This window comes from Paenibacillus sp. J22FR5 (assembly GCF_059691975.1).
The window spans coordinates 97,220-116,921 of the sequence record NZ_JCAUAN010000001.1; the positions used below are offsets into that span (position 1 = coordinate 97,220).

General features: G+C 43.7%; 13 protein-coding genes. 8 read left to right on the top strand and 5 right to left on the bottom strand.

Features of this window, described 5'->3' with window-relative positions; translation table 11 throughout:
• Positions 1-38: 38 nt before the first annotated feature.
• Together AC58P7_RS00395 and AC58P7_RS00400 are read left to right on the top strand one after the other, a co-directional pair.
• The gene (locus AC58P7_RS00395) at positions 39-2,009 is read left to right on the top strand and encodes a glycoside hydrolase family 127 protein (RefSeq protein WP_497339397.1); all 1,971 of its coding nucleotides are present in this window, start codon (positions 39-41) and stop codon (positions 2,007-2,009) included.
• Positions 2,010-2,723: 714 nt separating this feature from the next.
• On the top strand, positions 2,724-5,165 hold the full coding sequence (locus tag AC58P7_RS00400) for a glycoside hydrolase family 2 TIM barrel-domain containing protein (RefSeq protein WP_497339398.1): 2,442 nt from the start codon (positions 2,724-2,726) through the stop codon (positions 5,163-5,165).
• Positions 5,166-5,260: 95 nt separating this feature from the next.
• Here AC58P7_RS00400 and AC58P7_RS00405 read toward each other — a convergent pair whose 3' ends face one another.
• From AC58P7_RS00405 to AC58P7_RS00415, 3 genes are all read right to left on the bottom strand, one after another.
• A complete protein-coding gene (locus tag AC58P7_RS00405) occupies positions 5,261-6,589 on the bottom strand; it encodes a glycoside hydrolase family 27 protein (protein WP_497339399.1) in 1,329 nt (442 codons plus the stop codon).
• 72 nt (positions 6,590-6,661) lie between these two features.
• Complete coding sequence (locus AC58P7_RS00410) at positions 6,662-7,546, bottom strand: helix-turn-helix domain-containing protein (protein WP_497339400.1); 885 nt, start codon at positions 7,544-7,546, stop codon at positions 6,662-6,664.
• Positions 7,547-7,801: 255 nt separating this feature from the next.
• Positions 7,802-9,691, bottom strand: a complete 1,890-nt coding sequence (locus AC58P7_RS00415) for a sensor histidine kinase (protein WP_497339401.1) — start codon at positions 9,689-9,691, stop codon at positions 7,802-7,804.
• An 81-nt stretch (positions 9,692-9,772) separates the two neighbouring features.
• Between AC58P7_RS00415 and AC58P7_RS00420 the strand changes: the two genes are divergently transcribed.
• From AC58P7_RS00420 to AC58P7_RS00445, 6 genes are all read left to right on the top strand, one after another.
• The gene (locus tag AC58P7_RS00420) at positions 9,773-11,338 is read left to right on the top strand and encodes a response regulator transcription factor (protein ID WP_497339402.1); all 1,566 of its coding nucleotides are present in this window, start codon (positions 9,773-9,775) and stop codon (positions 11,336-11,338) included.
• 109 nt (positions 11,339-11,447) lie between these two features.
• The gene (locus AC58P7_RS00425) at positions 11,448-12,761 is read left to right on the top strand and encodes an ABC transporter substrate-binding protein (protein WP_497339403.1); all 1,314 of its coding nucleotides are present in this window, start codon (positions 11,448-11,450) and stop codon (positions 12,759-12,761) included.
• Positions 12,762-12,858: 97 nt separating this feature from the next.
• Positions 12,859-13,749, top strand: a complete 891-nt coding sequence (locus AC58P7_RS00430) for a carbohydrate ABC transporter permease (protein ID WP_497339404.1) — start codon at positions 12,859-12,861, stop codon at positions 13,747-13,749.
• Positions 13,746-14,606 carry a carbohydrate ABC transporter permease gene (locus AC58P7_RS00435; RefSeq protein ID WP_497339405.1) on the top strand — a complete coding sequence of 287 codons (861 nt, stop codon included), beginning with the start codon at positions 13,746-13,748 and terminating at the stop codon, positions 14,604-14,606. The genes AC58P7_RS00430 and AC58P7_RS00435 overlap by 4 nt, the downstream gene beginning before the upstream one ends.
• A 143-nt stretch (positions 14,607-14,749) precedes the next feature.
• Positions 14,750-15,247 carry a DinB family protein gene (locus AC58P7_RS00440; protein ID WP_497339406.1) on the top strand — a complete coding sequence of 166 codons (498 nt, stop codon included), beginning with the start codon at positions 14,750-14,752 and terminating at the stop codon, positions 15,245-15,247.
• A 280-nt stretch (positions 15,248-15,527) separates the two neighbouring features.
• The gene (locus tag AC58P7_RS00445) at positions 15,528-16,913 is read left to right on the top strand and encodes an ammonium transporter (protein WP_497339407.1); all 1,386 of its coding nucleotides are present in this window, start codon (positions 15,528-15,530) and stop codon (positions 16,911-16,913) included.
• 310 nt (positions 16,914-17,223) lie between these two features.
• On the opposite strand, the gene AC58P7_RS00450 is transcribed toward AC58P7_RS00445, so the two are convergent.
• The gene (locus AC58P7_RS00450; RefSeq protein WP_497339408.1) at positions 17,224-19,059 is read right to left on the bottom strand and encodes a UbiD family decarboxylase; all 1,836 of its coding nucleotides are present in this window, start codon (positions 19,057-19,059) and stop codon (positions 17,224-17,226) included.
• Between the two features lie 191 nt (positions 19,060-19,250).
• The gene (locus AC58P7_RS00455; protein WP_497339409.1) at positions 19,251-19,631 is read right to left on the bottom strand and encodes a DoxX family protein; all 381 of its coding nucleotides are present in this window, start codon (positions 19,629-19,631) and stop codon (positions 19,251-19,253) included.
• Positions 19,632-19,702: the final 71 nt, after the last annotated feature.

The following is a 19,702-nucleotide window of genomic DNA, read 5'->3' on the forward strand; positions in this document are numbered from 1 at the left end:
CCAACTAACTTATAGGAAATAAAGGAGCAGGAGAGAATATGGAGAGTAGACAACTTGCACAGTCATTGCCTTTAAAAAACGTACGTATTCAGGATGCATTCTGGTCTGAATATATCCGCTTGGTGAGAGAAGTCGTTGTGCCTTATCAATGGGAGGCATTAAACGACCGGGTACCGGATGCGGAGCCCAGCCATGCCATTCGCAACTTTAAGATCGCAGCAGGGGAAGCCGAGGGTGAGTTTTATGGCATGGTTTTTCAAGACAGCGACGTAGCCAAATGGTTGGAGGCTGTAGGTTATTTGCTTGAAACAGAAGCAGATTCGGAATTGGAACGGGTAGCGGATGACGTGATTGATCTTATAGCAAGGGCACAGCAGCAGGATGGATACTTAAATACGTACTATACGGTGAAAGAAACCGACCAGAGATGGACGAATTTAGCAGAGTGCCATGAGTTATACAGTGCCGGACATATGATTGAAGCGGCTGTTGCTTATTACCGGGCAACAGGAAAGCGTAAAATATTGGAAGTTGCATGTGGAATAGCCGATAACATCGATGCTGTGTTCGGGGATGAAGCAGGCAAGTTAAGAGGATATGACGGGCATCAGGAAATTGAGCTTGCGCTTGTTAAGCTGTATCATGTCACAGGGCAGGAAAAATATTTGCTGCTAAGCAAGTATTTCCTGGATGAAAGAGGGCAGCAGCCCCCTCATTTTTACGATGTGGAATGGGAAAAGAGAGGCAAAACGCATCATTGGCCAGATACGATGATGATTAACGAGAAGGACTACAGTCAAGCTCACTTGCCAGTACGCGAGCAGGACAAAGCAGAAGGGCACGCTGTGCGCCTCGTTTATATGTGTGCGGGCATGGCCGATGTTGCTGCCGAGACCGGTGATCGCGAGCTGCTAGAAGCTTGCCGAAAATTATGGAAAAATATCGTCTCCAGACGAATGTATATAACAGGCGGGATTGGCTCCATGGCTCGAGGAGAAGCTTTCTCCCTGGATTACGATCTGCCTAACGATACGGTATATGCGGAAACTTGTGCTTCTATCGGACTCATTTTTTTCGCACAAAGAATGCTGCAATTAGAACCGAAAAGCGAGTATGCGGACACCATGGAACGCGCCTTATACAATACAGTAATCAGCGGTATGTCACGTGATGGAAAACACTTCTTCTATGTGAATCCGCTCGAAGTTTATCCCGATGCATGCGGAAAAAATAAGAATTATGATCACATTAAGCCTGTTCGTCAAGGATGGTACGGCTGTGCTTGTTGTCCTCCGAATGTTGCGAGGCTGTTGGCATCTCTTGGACAATATATTTACACCGTTCAGGACCAAACCGTTTATACACATTTATATGTGGGAGGGCAAGCCGATTTGGAGCTTGGAGGCAAGTCTATTCATCTAGAACAGCGAACCAATTATCCATGGGATGGTGCGGTACGGTTCGAATTGACCATGGATGAAGCCACCCAATTTACATTGGCACTGCGTATTCCTGCTTGGTGCGATGGGGCAAGTGTACAAATAAATGGAGATCCATTCCCGATTGAAGCTCAAGTTGTAGATGGATATGCCTTGCTGAACAGAATATGGCAACGGGGTGATCTGGTGGAGCTGATACTTCCTATGCCGGTTCATCGCATGAAAGGACATCCTCTGGTTAGGCAAACAGCAGGCAAGGTAGCCTTGCAGAGGGGGCCTTTGGTTTATTGCTTAGAAGAGGCGGACAATGGGAAACAAATGCATCAATTGGTACTGCCACAGATGAGCTCGTTAGAAGTAGAGGCTAATTATGAGCTTTTGGGAGGGGCAGAGGTGAAAGTGATCAAAACTGCTGCCAAACGAATGAATATCAAAGAATGGGCAGACGAGCTCTACAAGCCTGCGAGTGATATCCGGAATGAAACCGTGAATTTGACCTTTATTCCCTATTTCGCGTGGGCAAACCGAGGTATAGGTGAGATGACAGTTTGGGTGAGAGATTCGGAATAATCGATAGTGTGAACCGCACCCCCTAAAATAGACATTAGAAAAAACCCCTGGGTTAATCTAAACTATTTTAGGGGGTGTTTGGCATGGCGACAAAGGACAGATGTTAAAGACGTACAGCCAAGAACGCTCATATTCCATTACCAAATAACGACTGAACACGATCGTTGTGTGGCTGATCAGTATGTCAAAAGAACGGCCTTGGAACTCGGTACCAAGTTTAAGATAGCTCTTCGTAAATTTGAAGACCTGTTTAGATATGAAAAGACGACTCTCGTCCCCAAAAACGGGGAATGAGTGTCGTCTTTTTATTCGTACCTCTTAGATGCTCCGATAAACTACAAGTTGCCCAGCATTGCAAAGCTCCATTAACAAATGTAAGGTGCCTGTCTTCCTACTCCCGAAAAAAAGATGAACCTGACTTAGGCAAATATCATATAAATATTCATGAAGCGGCGCCAAACAAGAAATCAACTTTGAGGACGTGGTAAACCCCTTAGGAAGATATTGATATGCATCTTCTCCAGTACTACATATAACAGAAGGTCTGAGAGTTGAACAGACCATATGCTTGTGCGCGGCGTCAGTCGTCATGAGTACCGCGATCATCGAAAAGCGATTGCAGAATTCCACATGTTCGGGTCGCCGCCGTTGCAATCGCGGATACAGTCACTATACCAACCTTGTTCCCGATCATGTATTGAGAGGAGATTTATTATGATCAGAGAAAACATTGACCGAGCGTGGGAGTTTGTAAACGGTAAACCGTCCGGGATACCGGGCTATGGACCTGCACAGACAGCAAAAATAGTTAATCTGCCGCATGACTTTACAATCGAGACGGATACGTTTCCAGAGGCACCAGGCGGGTCATTAACGGGCTATTACGGCGGAGGACTTGGGACATATACAAAGATACTGAACATTCCCGAAGAGTATGCCGGTAAACGAGTCCTGGTGGAGTTTGACGGGGCTTACATGAACACAACTGTAGGATTGAACGGAAATACCGTGACAAGACACCATTACGGCTACACGCCGTTCCATGCCGATCTCACTCCCTACATGAAGCCAGGCAAACCGAATCGTCTAGCAGTAACCGTCAATAACGCAGCGCAGCCGAATGCACGCTGGTATTCAGGCTCGGGTCTCTATCGCCACGTCGATCTGCTTTGCGCCCCGAAGCTGCATATAGCCCCGTGGGGAATTTACGCCTACACTTCGCATTTTGTAGGCGGTACTGCGTTTGTAATTGTTGAAACGACGGTGGAAAACCATACAGCCGATCGCACAAATCTGTGGGTGGACATCAAGATCGAGAAGGAGTCCTGCGGCACCGAAGCGGGTACCGGAAGGGTCAAAGTGCACATACCCGCAGGAGAAAAGTCCGTCGGCCGGGTGATGATCGCTGTTGAAAACGCCGAAATTTGGGACATTAATTCCCCGAATCTTTACAGGATCACCGCTCAATTAACCGACAAAGTGAAGGTTCTTGATCGTGACAGCACCCTGTTCGGAATAAGGACAATTTCCGTTGACGTAAAGAACAGCTTTATGCTGAACGGGCGCACCATCAAGCTCAAAGGCGGATGCGTGCATCATGACAACGGCATCCTTGGCGCTGCGTCTTTTAAAGACAGTGAATACCGCAAGATGAAGCTCCACAAAGACAACGGATATAATGCCATCCGCTGCGCGCACAATCCGCCGTCGAGGGATATGCTGGATGCATGCGACCGCTTGGGACTGCTTGTCATTAACGAAGCATTCGACGTTTGGAGGATGGAGAAAACCACCCAAGATTATAGCCAGTACTTCGAAGAGAACTGGAAGATGGATATGGAAGCCTTTATTCTCCGTGACCGGAATCATCCCAGCATTATCATGTGGTCTACCGGCAATGAGGTGGGAGAGCAAGGCGGTTTGTCCGATGGATATCACTGGGCTGCCAAACTGGCGGCATGGGTACGTGAGCTTGATTCTACACGCCTGGTCACAAATTCCGTTTGTTCCCTTTATATCGGACTTGATGACGAGAATACTAGGAAATTTTGGGAGAGTTTGTACAAACAATGGAAGGAAACAGGAGGGGACCTGATAAATATTGATTCAGAATTTGGTAAAAAGATCTGGGGCGACTATACCGAAGCCTTTTGCGCCCCGCTGGATGTCGTGGGATATAATTATCTTAATTACCAATACGAAGATTCTATAAAGAGTTATCCCAACCGGGTTATCTGCGGCACCGAAAGCAGAGCAATGGAAATGGAGAAATACTGGCATGATGTTGAACGCTTTTCCCAAGTGATTGGAGATTTTACTTGGACGAGTTATGACTACATCGGTGAAGCAGGTCTCGGGAAAGCAGAATATGTTGATCCGCATGAGGCTACTACAACATTTACATTAATGAGTTCATATATATCCAAATATCCGTGGCGCCTTGCAAATGCCGCTGACTTTGACCTTTGCGGCTTTGCACGTCCTCAGCTTGCCTACCGCAGAATCGTGTGGGGCTCCGATGAGACCTATATTGCTTCGCGTAATCCTAAAAACTATGGTAAGAAGGAAATCTTAAGCCGATGGGGATGGCCTGAATGCGAAAACATATGGAGCTGGGCTGGTTATGAGGGAAATCCGGTGCAGGTGGATGTGTACTCAGCCGCAGAGGAAGTAGAACTTATTCTGAACGGAAAGAGCCTCGGGAGAAAGCCAGCCGGAAAAGTGAATCGATTCATAGCACAGTTTGATCTGACCTTTGAGCCGGGAATTTTGGAAGCTGTAAGTTATACGGCTGGCAAGAAAATTTCATCCGATATATTGAAGTCCGCAGGAAAGCCTGCTGGCATCAGAATTATTCCTGATAAGAAGGAATTCTTGGCAGACGGACAGTCGCTAGCCTATGTGGTTGTTGAGATCATTGATGCAGAGGGCAGACTTGTTCAGACTGCCGAAATAAAGGCAACAGCCAAAGTGGAAGGAGTAGCTACGCTTGCAGCATTTGGCACCGGCAGGCCGCAGACGACCGAAAACTATACAAAAGGCGACTTTACTTCCTATAAGGGCAGGCTACTTGCGATCATCCGCGCGGGCTATGAGCCCGGCACGGCTGTACTGACGATCAATCTATTAACTGATTTGCCATATATTCAGAAGTAAAATTAGCCTTAAACTTATTATTTGGTATAGCCTATGGTTATGTCTCGGACAGGTGAACAATAAATATCAGGTTTCTTCATCATTTTGAAATTATTTCACAGAGAAAGCTTCAACAGTATTGACGCATGCGGGGCGAGTGTAAAAGAAAGCTCATTCGGCGTACCTAACTCTTCGCGTTTCCATAGATCACGCACACGGCCGAGCGAATGGGAACCAAGTTGGGAAGATGTCACTTTTACCGTCTGTACTTCTTCACTGGTATTGAATAAAGCGACATAACGATTGCCGTCATAGCCATTCGATGTCCAGACAATACGCTCATCTTCGCGGTACAATTGACGGGCATCTCGCCCGTTACGAAGTACATCCAACACTTCCTCATTCGTGAGTAGCGACAGCGTCCACTCGTCATTGTCCCTTAGCTCTCCTCCGAACATAAGCGGCGAGCGGAAGATCGCCCAAAGAGTCATCATCGTTTTCTGCTCGTCCTTTGTGAATCGGGTCCAGCGGTCGCTTGCTCCTCCGTCGACGGAACGAATGCCGATGTGACCGAGTGGCAGCATATCGCAATCCGGCCAATTGCCTGCTCCAACATGCGGCGCCCATTTCTCACAGCGCTCGAACATGCCATAGAGTAGTCGCCAGATGTCCCAAAAGTCGTCTGTCATGCGCCAAAGGTTGGCGTTCGCCTTGAGCTCTTCCGCGAGCTCGAGCGGCGCAGGACCTGGGGATAAGCTCAGCACCATTGGACGGCAACACTTGTCGATCGCCCTTCGGATGAGTAGAATTTCGTCGAGTTGAATGCCGTAGAGTAGCGAATCTGCGATATCGTCCACTTTGACATAGTCTACGCCCCATGATGCGTAAAGCTCGAATAACGAATCATAATATTCCTGTGCGCCTTCCTTTGTCGGATCGACGCCGTACATATCAGTATTCCACTTGCAAATGGCGCCGTTCCACGTCTTTGCGATGGACCGTGCAGTCTTATTCGTCCCAAGTATCGGTGTATCAGCATGAACTGCCTGACGCGGAATTCCTCTCATTATGTGAATGCCGAACTTCAAGCCTAGGCTGTGCACGTAATCAGCAAGTTGTTTGAATCCTTGTCCGTCCGAGGCGGATGGAAAACGGTTCGTGGCGGGAATGAGACGGGAAAACGCATCCATTTCGAGCGGGACATAAGGACGATAAGCCGAAGAAACGGCTCCCGACTCGTACCATTGTATGTCGACGACAACATACTCCCAGCCATAAGGCTTTAGATATTCGGCCATATATTCTGCGTTTCCGCGCACTTCTTCTTCTCTGACGGCCGCGCCATAACAGTCCCAGCTATTCCAGCCGAGCGGTGGTACGGAAGCCCATTGATGATGATTGGTCATCGGATTAACTCGTCCCTTCTGATTTAAAGTAATAGCCATATCATAAGGGGAAGTCGAAATGGAAGCTAGCGCAATGTTTTGCTGTTGTATGTAAAATATTGCGCTAGCTCTCTAATCGAACATTATCCGATCGATCGGAAGTAGTTCTTTTCCTTCTCGGAACCCACTTGGAGGATAGCCGGTCCAACTGCGGAATACTTTACTAAAGTAGCTGCCATTTCTGTAACCAACCTCTCTAGCAATTTCCTCTACAGTCAAAGAGCTGCTCCGAAGCAGTTTTACGGCAAGTTCGATACGTAGTTTAGAGGTGTATGCCATCGGTGAGAAGCCAGTTACTTGATGGAAAGTGCGTGCCAGATGGTACTTAGAGCTTCCAGCTGCCTCCGCGATATTGTCGAGTCCCTCAAGCATTCTGAAGTGAGTCTCAATATAATCAGCTGCCCGGCGCACGATCTCCGGCCAGTTACTTCGTTCCTGGCGCTGAGCATTGCCGCACCGAAGAAGCTCCATCATGAAACTGTACACGAGGGAGGATGCGTAATAGCCGTCTTTAATTGCGCCGATTCGCGCTTCTGAGTATATGGTTTCGAGTCGGCGAATCGCCAGGCAGCGGGGGTCGAGCCGTGGCAACGATCCCAGCTCCTGGAGTATTCCCTTCCACAGATCCTGCAGATGGCTCTGCCTAAATAGAGCGAAATAGAACGACCAGTGAGAGCTGTCTTCTGGTAAATAGTAACGATGCCTGCCCGGTATTTCTACCAAAAAGGACATTCCCTCCGACACATCGTGATGTTGGCCGTCCAGTTCGATCCGTCCTCGCCCGGACAGCGTATATTGGAACAAATACAGAGGTCCATCGATCCGCTTCATGCCGTCCCAATCATAATCTTGCTGCCGAATATCCTGAAATCCGACGGCAAACAACTGGTAAAGTGGCTTTACGGGGCCTTCTTGGAAACGGAAGCCGTATACCCCGTAACTTTTTTTTTGGACCATACACGATCGTCGCCTCCTTGTTTTGCTATAGATTACTCTCCATTTAGAGATGTCGGTTGAACGGAAGTATACCATAAGAATAGCAAACAGTAACTGTAGAAAGCATTACGGTAGATTGGTGATGGTTGACGTAGCGACATTACGATGAGATTCCTCTGTAAGTGTTGTGTAATTTGCAACATAAAGTATTGCTGAGAAAACAATCGCAGGAGTCGAAGTCATGCACATGACAAGAAAAGGACAGGTCGAATGAAATCATTCGCCTGTCCTCTCCGCATTGGGTGGTGTTATTGTCGGTATCTTCAGTAAAGAAGTATGCGCGTTAGTTGCAGGAATGCGAACAACAACTCGTGTTCCCACATCAGGTGTACTCATGATTTGAATTCCGTATTCTTCGCCGTAATACAGCTGTATACGTTTATTGACGTTATATAAGCCAATCCCCGTGGGCTTGAAGTTCTTGTTGACATAAGATTTATTCATCGCCTGCACTTGCATGGGAGCAATGCCACAGCCGTTATCTTCGACCTCGAAGATGATTTGATCTAACTTACGGCAGCCTCGTACTGTTATTAATCCGCCGTTAGCCCGATTGGTTAATCCATGATTAATCGCGTTTTCAACAATAGGCTGGAGGATGACTTTAAGAATTAGAAAGTGCATGATGCTATGATCAATATGCAGGGAAATAGTAAAAATATCCTCGAAGCGCACCTTTTGAAGCAAAATATATTGCTCTAAATGTTCAATTTCTTCATGAATAGGTACGATATCCCGATCCATTGAAATCCCGTAACTTAGAATTTTCCCCAACGAATAGACCATATCTGCAACTTCCTCCACATGCTTAGCCTCCGCCACCATCCGAATGGATTCAAGTGTATTGTAAAGAAAATGTGGGTTTATTTGATTTTTAAGCATTTGGAGTTCGAGTTCTTTTCGAATAATTTTATCAACATAGACCTCATTGATTAAATGTTTTATTCTACTGGACATCTGATTAAATGATTTGGCTAATTGGCCGATTTCATCCTCCTGCTGTAAAACGATATGTTTATCAAAATGGCCTTCTTGAGCTAATTGCATTAATAGCACAAGTTTTTTTACCGGCCTGACAATGTTCTTAGAAAAGATAAATATAAACACAGCAGTTATCAGAATAACGGCAAGTGTAATCAATGTGGTCGTGATCGCCATAGACTCGATATTTTTGTATAGTTCTCGTGAAGGGATGATATTAATGACCTTCCAGCCTGTCAATGGAGAAGAATCGTAGCTAAATAAGTAATTTTGCCCGTTAATTTTGATGTTTTTGGTTATTTTGGATTGACCCGCTATGATTTGATTCGCAATTTGTGGCGGTATCTTTTGCGATATTTGGGTCAAATCTTTATCTGATACGATAGTATTATCTTTGTCAACTATGATTATCCTTTGTTCTGGAACAATCTCCATGTCTTTACTTAGTTGTGTGAGGAAATCAAGCTTGTTGTTGATGAGAATGACGCCGATGACTTTGGCATCCTCCAGTTTGTAAATCCCGCGGGAAACGCCAAATACGAAAGTAGGCTTTGAACTATATAGGTTTTGGATGGGATAAGTGCTGATAATGACGGGTTGCTTATAATTATTAATACTATCCTTAAACCATTTTTTCTGGGTTGGTTGCAACTCGGATGGAATAATAGCGCCGTTTGAACTGTAATAGTCCCCTTGACCCATCAAATTAAAGACTAAAAAGGACTGCATGTTTGGATTAAAAAGTGTAACACGGTAGGCTTCTTCTTCAATTGCTTTCGAAAAACCATTTTCGAAATGTCCTGTATCATTAGATGAATCTAGTATTGTGAATAAATTACTATATATTCCATCGTTTCTAACAAGAGGTTGAATAGTCGCATTGATGAGGCGAGTGAAATTTTCATCAAGCTTGGTAATGGTTTGACGGTTCATTTGGGTGATGAGATCAAGCGTACTTTTATTTTTGTCATTTTTGTAGTTGCTAAAAGTGATCCATGACAATAAGATCATGATAATAAAGATAAAGGTAAATCCAAGATGTAATTTATACGAAATGGGAATATTGCGAAAATGGAAGCGCTCTATATTATTCGAGAAGCTTAATTTTTTAATCCTTTTTTTCATATGATTTCACTCTCGAATCGATTTTCTTAATATTCTAACATGATAGCTTTGAAGTGAACAGATAAATAGAAGAGGTGCCTTATGTTGAAAATAGTGATTGCGGATGATGACAAAACGATTCGGGAGGGATTAAAAGCGATTTTATCCGGCGTCAATCGCAAGTACGAGGTGGATAATGAAGCATCTGATGGCCTAATGGCCCTGGAGAAGGTCAAGCTTCTGAAACCGGATGTATTATTAACCGATATCAAAATGCCGATGATGGATGGGATTCAGCTGATGCAAGAGGTTACAGCTTTAAAGCTGCCGCTGTCCATCGTTGCCTTGAGCGGATTTGATGACTTTCATTATGTTAAGGAATGCATGAAATATGGCGCGGTCAATTACCTGCTAAAGCCTATTCAAAAAAAGGAATTGCTGCAGCAACTTGCCGATATTGAAGTTCAGCTCGAACAGAAAGCGCAAACATCCAAGGAATATGAATTTTTAAAAAAAAGGGCGCAAGACAACGAATATTTGCTGAAGCAGCGAATATTGATGGATTGGCTTCAAGGGAATGAGGGCCAGGTCAACGAATTTAAGCACATCGAGCATGCTAAGTCGTTCGTTCTTTGTGCTATTAGTCAAGATAACACTTCGGCATTGGCATTAGAAAGGAATGACTCGCAGAACAAACTGCTTCAATGTGTATATAAACATGATATGAAGGGACGTTTACTAGCCTGTACTTTGAAAGAACATGTGATTGTGTTATTTGTGGATCCGGAAGAGTCTGAACCGCCCAGCGATGTAATCGATCTGATTCACGAGATCAAACTGGATATGCAGATGGCTTCGCAGATTACTTTTTCCGTAGGTCTGAGCGCTGCATTCAGCGTGCATGCTGAGCTGCCTAAGGCATATCAACAAGCGCTCAGCGTCTTAAACCATAAGTTCTATGAAGGGAAAGGGCTCATTTATACCTTTAACTCAACGCACGCAGGTCTTCAACCCTTTAAGGAGAATCAAGCCTCGGCTATCTTAAGTCAACTTCATCATGGAATGGAGCTGAGAAATGCGGCTAAAGTTAAACAAGAGGTGGAGTTGCTCATCGGCCACTTCATTGCTAATAAAATTCAACCTGAGCGAGTACGTGAAGTTTTGACGGATCTCATTAGGAAAACCTTTGCGGATTGCATGGATTTGGATGAAACAGATGTTGAAATGCAAAAAACAATATTAATTCATTTAATTCAATATACGGACACCGCAGAGGAAATGAAGCAAACTTTGGTTCATGCGCTTTATAAGGCAATAGAGTGGGTTAACGAGGAGAAGTTAAAAAAGGGAACGAAAATCATTGCCATGGCGAAGGATTATATTCAAAAGCATTATCAACAAAATATCACTTTAAAAGCGGTTGCGGATTACGTAAACCTGAATCCCAATTATTTCTCCGACTATTTTAAGCAGGAAACAAACACAAATTATATGGATTATCTTATTGAAACCCGGATTCAAGTGGCCAAGAAGCTGTTGCTTGAACATGATGTTAAAATTTATGATGTTGCGTATCTGGTTGGTTATGACAATGTTACCTCATTTAATCGAGCCTTTAAAAACGTAATGGGTATTTCGCCTTCGGCATACAAAAAATTGGTTACCTGAATAAATGCGAATAAAACTGGATTTCTGTTATTTCTTAAATGTAAGCGTTCTTATATTCTAATTACAGAGACAATCTTTTGAGCTCTACTATTACTAGGGGGAATGGACTTTGAAAAGAGCATTAAGCTTACTTATCACCGTTTCTATGACAGCAGCACTTGCAGCAGGCTGTGGCCAGTCAACAACAAGCACGGACTCCACCAAAGCACCAGTAGCAACGAATGCCGCAGATACACCAAAAGCAGCAGATACGACAGCAAAAGCAGCGTTAAAAGGAAAAATTACATTTTTGACGCACCGCACAGATAAAGCGGACAATGTATTGACGGATATTGCCAAGGAATTCATGGCGAAATATCCAGGCACCGAGATCGTTGTTGAACCCAGCAAGAGCGATGATGTGTTGAAAACACGAATTGCGGCAAATGAACTGCCTGATATAATGTTTGTTCCAGCGGGTTTGGGGATTACACGCAAGGATTATCCAACCTATTTTATTCCAATCGACGATCTAGGTTTTACGAACGATAATACCTGGTATTTTAAAAATGGAACAGGCTTGGATGACAAGCTATACCTCCTTAATATTGGAATGAACTATCAAGGGATTATCTACAATAAAAATGCGTTTAAAACGGCAGGAATCGACAAGCCCCCGGTTACAATGGATGAATTAATGGCAGATAATGAAAAGCTTAAAGCCAAAGGCATTGTCCCGATTGCTTCAAACTTTAAAGATAAGTGGCCATTGGGCAGTTATGTTGATGGAAGTTATCAAAATGATACGACTGGATTAACTAATTATAAAAATACACTGCTAACGAAAGACTTTTTACAGAACGATAAAGGCGGTATTCTGGAAGGACTTAATTTTCTAAAAACATTGAATGATAAAGGCTATTTAGAAAAAGATCTCATGTCCTCCAACTGGGATGGCTCCAAGCGAGATCTGGCTCAGGGCAAAATTGCAATGATGTATCTAGGTTCATGGCTGCCTCCGCAAATTGTGGAAAATGGCGCGAAAGTAGAAGATATCGGCATGTTCCCGCTGCCTGGTGCTAAAGCACTTGTAACTGGCGGCGATTTAAAGTACGGCGTGACCAAAAACTCTAAATATCCGGAGCTTTCCAAGGCGTTTCTGAAATTCATGTGGCAGGACGGTTATATGCCGAAGAAGATCGGAATGATTCCGCCAAATAAGGATTACAAGCCTGATGCAGGGTTTATGAATGAATTATTATCGTTTCGTATCCCGGTTATGGAAGGAGTCGACGATTCTCCGGAATTCCAAGAGGTTGTCAATAAAGCGCAAATCGATAGAAACTCGTTGGCACAGGAATATGTCATCAGCAAGAATCCGCAGGAGATTATAGACAAGTACAACAAGAAATGGGCAGATGCCAAGAAGGCTCTAGGCAAATAATTACATCAATAAATATAGCCGTGCAGGAAGCGGGTTATCGCTTAGCAGGATAACCTGCTTCCCTTTACGGAATAATTTGGGAAATGGAGATGCGGCAATGCGTATGATTTTTAAAAATAGTGAGCGCACGATCATTATTACCCTGTTTTTATTTGTACCATTGACCCTGCTGCTTGCTTTTTCCTATTATCCTGCATTAAAGCTGATTCAATTAAGCTTTACAGACTGGGATGGGTTGACGAAACAGTTTAATTATCGAGGTTTTGTCAACTATAAGGAAATGTTTCAGGATCAAACAGCAATAAAAACGCTCATTAATAATATCGCGTATGTGATTATTTCAGTCATCCAAACGTTTTTAGGGCTGTACTTCGCGATTATTCTGGATTCTAACATTCGGGGCAAAAAATTTTTCAGATCGGCGCTGTTCATGCCGTTTATTCTTAATGGTGTCGCTGTAGCTTATATGTTCAGTTATTTATACAGTTACGAGGATGGCCCGCTTAATATTGTTTTAAATGCGATCGGACTTGGTGATTACTCCATACATTGGCTAGGAAATAACTGGTATAGTAATTTGTCCTTGGCCTTTATGGGACTGTGGCAATATACAGGCTTGGTTATGGTTATTTTTCTGGGGGCGCTGCAATCCGTTCCGAAGGACTTGTATGAATCGGCAAGTATTGACGGCAGCAATTTCTTTCAGAATATAAGGTATGTTACTTTGCCTAATATAAAATTAGTGATTGAAATCAATTTGTTTCTAAGCTTAAGCGGTGCGTTACAGGCGTTTTTCCAACCGTTCATTATGACACAAGGCGGTCCGGGGGATCGCACACAAACCTTTGCATCCAACGCATATTATACGGCTTTTAATTTCCATAACTTTGGGAAAGCTTCGGCACTCGGTGTTTTCTTGCTTTTGATTGTAATATGCGTGCTCTTGCTGCAAAGGTTAGTGATTCGAAGCGGGGGTGATGCGGAATGAAGAAAAAACGATTTAAATCAGGACTGGTTGTGCGAAATCCATTATTACATATGTTTAATTATGTGTTATTGATTTGTTTCACACTTCTTGTCTTTGTGCCAATTGCTATTATCTTGATTACGTCCTTTAAATCGAATCAGGAATATATTTATTCCAAGGTATGGGATTTTCCTGAAAATATTTTGAATTTTGAAAATTATCGTATTTATTTTCAGAGAGGTCAGATGCTTCTTGGCTTCAAAAATGTTTTTACGATGATATCGATTGCGCTGGTAACGAGTATATTTATGGGAACGATGGTATCGTATGTTGTCACGCGATTTAATTTTCGAATAAAGAAATTTTTACTGATGTCTTATCTGTTTGCTTCCATTTTACCGACGACGACAACAGCTATCGCCACCTTTACTCTGATTAAATCGTTGCACCTGTACAATTCGATCTTGGCAGGTTGTCTGCTGTACTCTGCGGCGGGTGTTCTGGATATCTATATCTTCATGCAGTTCATGTATAAAATCCCCAAAGAGCTGGACGAAAGCGCGAGAATCGATGGCGCTTCTTATTATAAGGTATACTGGTCCATTATATTACCCATGATGCAGCCGGCTATTGCCACCGTCGCCGTGTTAAAGGTTGTATCGATATATAATGACTTTTTCGTCCCAGTGCTCTATATGCCTTCTCTTAAATTAATGACGATAACGAGCGGGTTGATGTTCTTTACCCAAGATCGAGTATCCCAATGGAATGTGTTATCGGCAGGTATTATGGCCGTCATGGTTCCAACCTCGATCATATATCTTTTCTCGCAGCGATTTATTATCGCTGGTGTCACAGAAGGCGCAGTAAAATCGTAAATAGCACTTAACTCGAGTGCTGTTTCTGGCTTTTCCTATTTCCTTTTGTTATTCTAATCGTTATACTCACTTGTTTAATTCTGTAGGGAGTGTAAATAATGTTGGAAATGAATATAAATGTTGGATGATAGGAGAAAATAGCCATGTCGGAGTCCAATCGAGCTTTTGGTCAAACGCTTGTGAAATCTTTAATAGGCGAACGAGGACATCTTCCCATTGCTCGTGCGTTGCCAGATATTACTGTTGAGCTAGCAGGCAAACGAATGGAGGGTGCACCCTATACGATCTACCAGCTATTGAAACATATGAGCTATTGGCAGAACTTTTTGTTAACCTACTTGGATGGAGGCAAGCCTCAATTGCCTTCAAGTGTCGCGGAAAGCTGGCCGAGTGAGGGAGAACCAGGAAGTGAAGACGAATGGCAGTTGGTTATCAAGCAATTTCTGCAAGGAATTGATAAGGCCATTAGCTATTCAGAAAGCATGCAGCTTGATGAAACCTTAACCCATTTTCCAACGGAAACGAAAGCTGGCATTTTGCGCAATATTGCTTCCCATAATTCGTATCATCTTGGAGAAATTGTCCTGCTGCGTCGTCTGTTCGGCGCTTGGCCACCTCCTGGTGGAGGCTATCCTGCATAGGTAACAAAGCATCATCATTCGATGGTGCTTTTTATGTACTTTGAGCGTTTCTAGCAATGAATGGATCTGGTTGATTTTTATGCGCACAGGAATCGCTCGTTCACAAATACATTACATACCACGTTATATGTCGAAGTGATTATGGCGTTTTTCTGACTATTATCCTGATAACCAATATTTAATAATGTGAAGTATCTTGTTGTATTGCGAGTTATCAAGTAAAATTAGGACATTAAATCACAGAATTGTTAAGAAACATGACATCTAGGAGGCAGTATACATGAGGAAGTTGTTATTAGCATTTACGGGGATGCTTTCATTGTTCCCTACAATGGCATTTGCAGATGACGGAGTAACCAGTGGCCAACTGCAATCAGCAATCGATTCAGTTTGGGTCATGCTAGCGGCTATACTGGTTATTTTTATGCAAGCTGGCTTCGTATTACTCGAGGCAGGATCGACAAGAATGAAGAACGCGGGTCACGTAGCAGGGAAAACGGTGTTTACTTTTGGTCTTTGTGCCATTGCTTTCTGGGCGTTTGGTTTCGGATTTGCGTTCGGGGACGGAAACAGCTTCTTTGGTACAACTGGATTTTTTTTCAATGGAGCAATGGAGCAAGCAAAGGTAGCCTTTAGTTCACTAGCTTTTTCTGACGTCCCCATCAGCATTAAATTTTTGTTTCAATTGGCGTTTGCGGGTGTCTCTTTAGCAATTGCTTGGGGTGGTTTTGCAGAAAGAGCAAAGTTGTCGGCATACTTCATCTTTGGCATATTATTTACGATTGTCATCTATCCTGTTGTTGCTCACTGGGTATGGGGCGGCGGTTGGTTGGCTACCCTTGGAATGCAGGATTTCGCTGGTTCAACGGTCGTTCATCTACAAGGGGCTACTGCGGCGTTTGTTGCGACGATTTTATTAAAGGCACGAGTTGGTAAGTATAATAAAGATCGTACGCCTAATGCAATCCAAGGTCATAACCAAGTATTGACGGTACTTGGTGTAATCATTCTCTGGATCGGTTGGTTCGGATTTAATGCAGGAAGCACGTTGAGTGCAATGGGTGACGGATTTTTCGGTTATATTGCTCTGACAACAAACATGGCGGCGGCGGCTGGTGGTGTCGCGGCCTTGATAGTATCTTGGATGTACTTCGGTAAGGCAGATATTCCAAGTATGTTAAATGGCGTGCTTGCCGCGTTGGTTGCTATAACTGCGGCGTGTGCATTTGTAGAGCCTTGGGCGGCGATTGTCATCGGAGCACTTGCAGGAATAATTTGCTTCTTCGCCGCACAATGGATTGAAAAAGTAGGGATCGATGACCCCATCTCCGCATGTTCGGCTCATGGAATTGCAGGAATTTGGGGTACACTTTCTACAGGATTGTTTGCTACTCCTGAATTGGCGAAACAAGTGAATGTAGGTGGAGCAGGGCTGTTTTATGGTGGTGGATTACATCAATTGGGAATCCAAGCTTTAGGTGTATTCGGAGCATTAGCATTTGTATTAGTGCTTTCCTTCATCATTCTTGGAATATTGAAAGTAACAATTGGGCTGCGTGTTACCGAGGAAGAAGAAATCATTGGGTTGGATTTGAGTGAACATGGTAGCTATGGTTACCCTGAGCAGATGAAAAAAATTGATCCTACTAATCCACGAAATTCATAATAACCCGCTATGAAGAGCACTTAATTACAAAGCTGAAGCACCGACATTCGTGATCTACGAGTGGTCGGTGCTTTTCTTATGTCCAGGTCATTTTAGACGTTTTGCTCTGATGGCATTAAACTAAAGTGATCTGTTTTTACACGTATGTCGGCTGTATCTGATTTCGGGCTTGGAAATACCACTATATTCCATCTGCTTTGCGAGTGGTAACAGCTTCGCTGATACTACCCCAACAAGCCGACTTGCTACCGTGGCTCCAAAAGAAAACAGCACCACAATCCCTAAGGTGTGATGCTGCTTTTGCTCTTTACTACTTTTGAATGCCGCCTAAACTGGCACCTTTGGCAAATAATCGCATGATATTTTTTTCAACCGTTGGATCCGGTATTAATGGCGGTGCTTGGTGCGGTTTAATTCGCGCATCAAGCACAACATTATCGCAAGCCCAATGCTTATTCTCATAAAAACTGTTCACGCCATATATATCATGGGAAGGATTGCTACGTGTGAATGTAGCCCAAACAAAGTTGTTAATGGTCTCACTCATAAAATGGCTGTCATCACATACGATGATCAATGGACAAGCAGGGAGTGGGCCCTTTGCTCCAATAGCCTCGCATAAATCTTTCATTTCAACCTGTGTCTCGCCGTAACTTTTAAATTCAGAAAGCTGAATCGCGACGATTCCCGGCATCACCAAACGCGCATGTTGGACCCCCGGTATTTCATTGAAAACGCCAGGAACCTCTAGGCATAAATCCCTTTTTTTATCTCCGACTGCTGCGAATACAACCTTACTGCCGCTATTCAAACCTGTACCTGAGTAGTCTAAGGTATCGATAGTTGTATTGGTATAAAAATGAAGGTCCCGATGAAGGTCTATTCGAGCCAAAATGTAAGTTAAGAAATGCTCTATATCATGAGAATCCAAAGGCTGGCTCTCTTCTGCTGTGATGAATAAGTACTTGGCTAAGCTAACTTGTCCCGTACCTAAAATTCGATTAGCTATCGTTAGCAGCTCTGCCGGCTGCTTGACTTGTTGATAGGGCGTGTAACGTTCGCTGCCAATCGCAAAGAGCAAGGGGTGTACGCCCGCAGCATCTACGGCATGAACTTCTTTGACACCTGGAATTTCTTGCATGATTGCATCGCCTGTGAGTTCGTGAATTAATGCCCCGAACGCCGTATCCTCTTGAGGGGGCCTGCCCACGACAGTAAATGGAAAGATCGCATTCTTCTTGGCATATACTTTGTGGACTCTCATGAGAGGAAAAGGATGCGTAAGGCTGTAGTAGCCCAAATGATCGCCGAAAGGGCCCTCCGGCTTGGTCTCGCCAGGATATATTTCTCCTGTGATAACAAAATCAGCATCATGACTAATACAATAGCCATCAATATAGCTGTAGCGGAAGCGGCGCCCTGAGAGCAATCCCGCAAAGGTAATCTCACTCATGCCTTCCGGCAAGGGCATAACCGCTGACAACGTGTGCGCCGGCGGCCCGCCAATAAAACAGCTTACTTTTAAAGGGGCTCCTTGCTTAGTTGCCTTTGCCTGGTGGACTCCGATACCGCGATGAATCTGATAATGCAAGCCGATCTCTTTATTTAATTCATACTCGTTCCCGCTCAGTTGAATCCGATACATCCCCAGATTGGAATTCATAATTCCTGGTTTCTCCGGATCTTCCGAATACACTTGAGGCAGGGTGACGAATGCACCGCCATCCTCTGGCCAGTGCTTGATGAGTGGGAGGTCAGCAATGCTGATTTCCTCAAAAGCAGCCGGCAGACCACCGGTTATTTTGATCGGCAGTGCTTTCCAGGCAGCAAGTCCCGTACCGATATGTTTAAGTGGGCTTTTCATTGCCTTCATGGGATCGCTTCGCAAAGAGATTACGTTTTTCACGCCTTCCCAAGTATCTCGAAATATATACTTGCTGCGCTCTACTGTACCGAAAAGGTTGGATACCGCCCGAAACTTCGAACCTTTAACATTCTCGAATAATAAGGCCCGGCCACCGGCTTCATGAACTTTCATATGAATGGCTGCCATTTCAAGCTCAGGATCAACTTCTTCATGAATGCGAACCAAATGTCCGTTCTTTTCTAAATCAACTAAGCATTCTTCTAAATTTTGATAGATCATTATTTTGCTCCAATCGGATAGCTATTCCCAAAAAGGTCTATGTAATAATGTCATTCTACAACAAATGCCAAAAATAAAAAACACGTCACATCGACGTGTTGTATTATGCAATCCTTTAGACTGGAATCAGTTCAAAGGCTAGCTTTTTGATTACTTCTTTATGTTTCGGGTATTGTTTGAGTAACTCCGATTTAACTCAAGCTTAAAGGACCAGAACCGAAATAGAAAATCATTAATGATGCACCCATAAGAGAAAGGTTCTTAAAAAAATGAACTGTCTGAATTTGCTTTTGATCATCTGGCAATCCCCAAAAACGGTGGATGATAAAAGTTGTCGGTATTAGAAAAATAATAAGAAGAATTGCACCGATTTTTGAATAAAAGCCAAGTGCAACACTTAAACCGCCAACAAATGCAAAGAGACTCATAGCAGCAGCTGACAATTGGGGAAAAGGAGCTTTGGTTTTCTTCGCCATCTCTACTGTGTGAGTAAAACCTTTTATATGATTAAATCCTGCAGATATAAAAATAATTGAAAATAATATTCTTCCAATTAAAATTACAAAATCCATAAATATCATCCTTTCGTGTTTCCCTCATGTTTAGTCTATTACAGCAGGTGATCCCAAAATTTCAGCTTAAA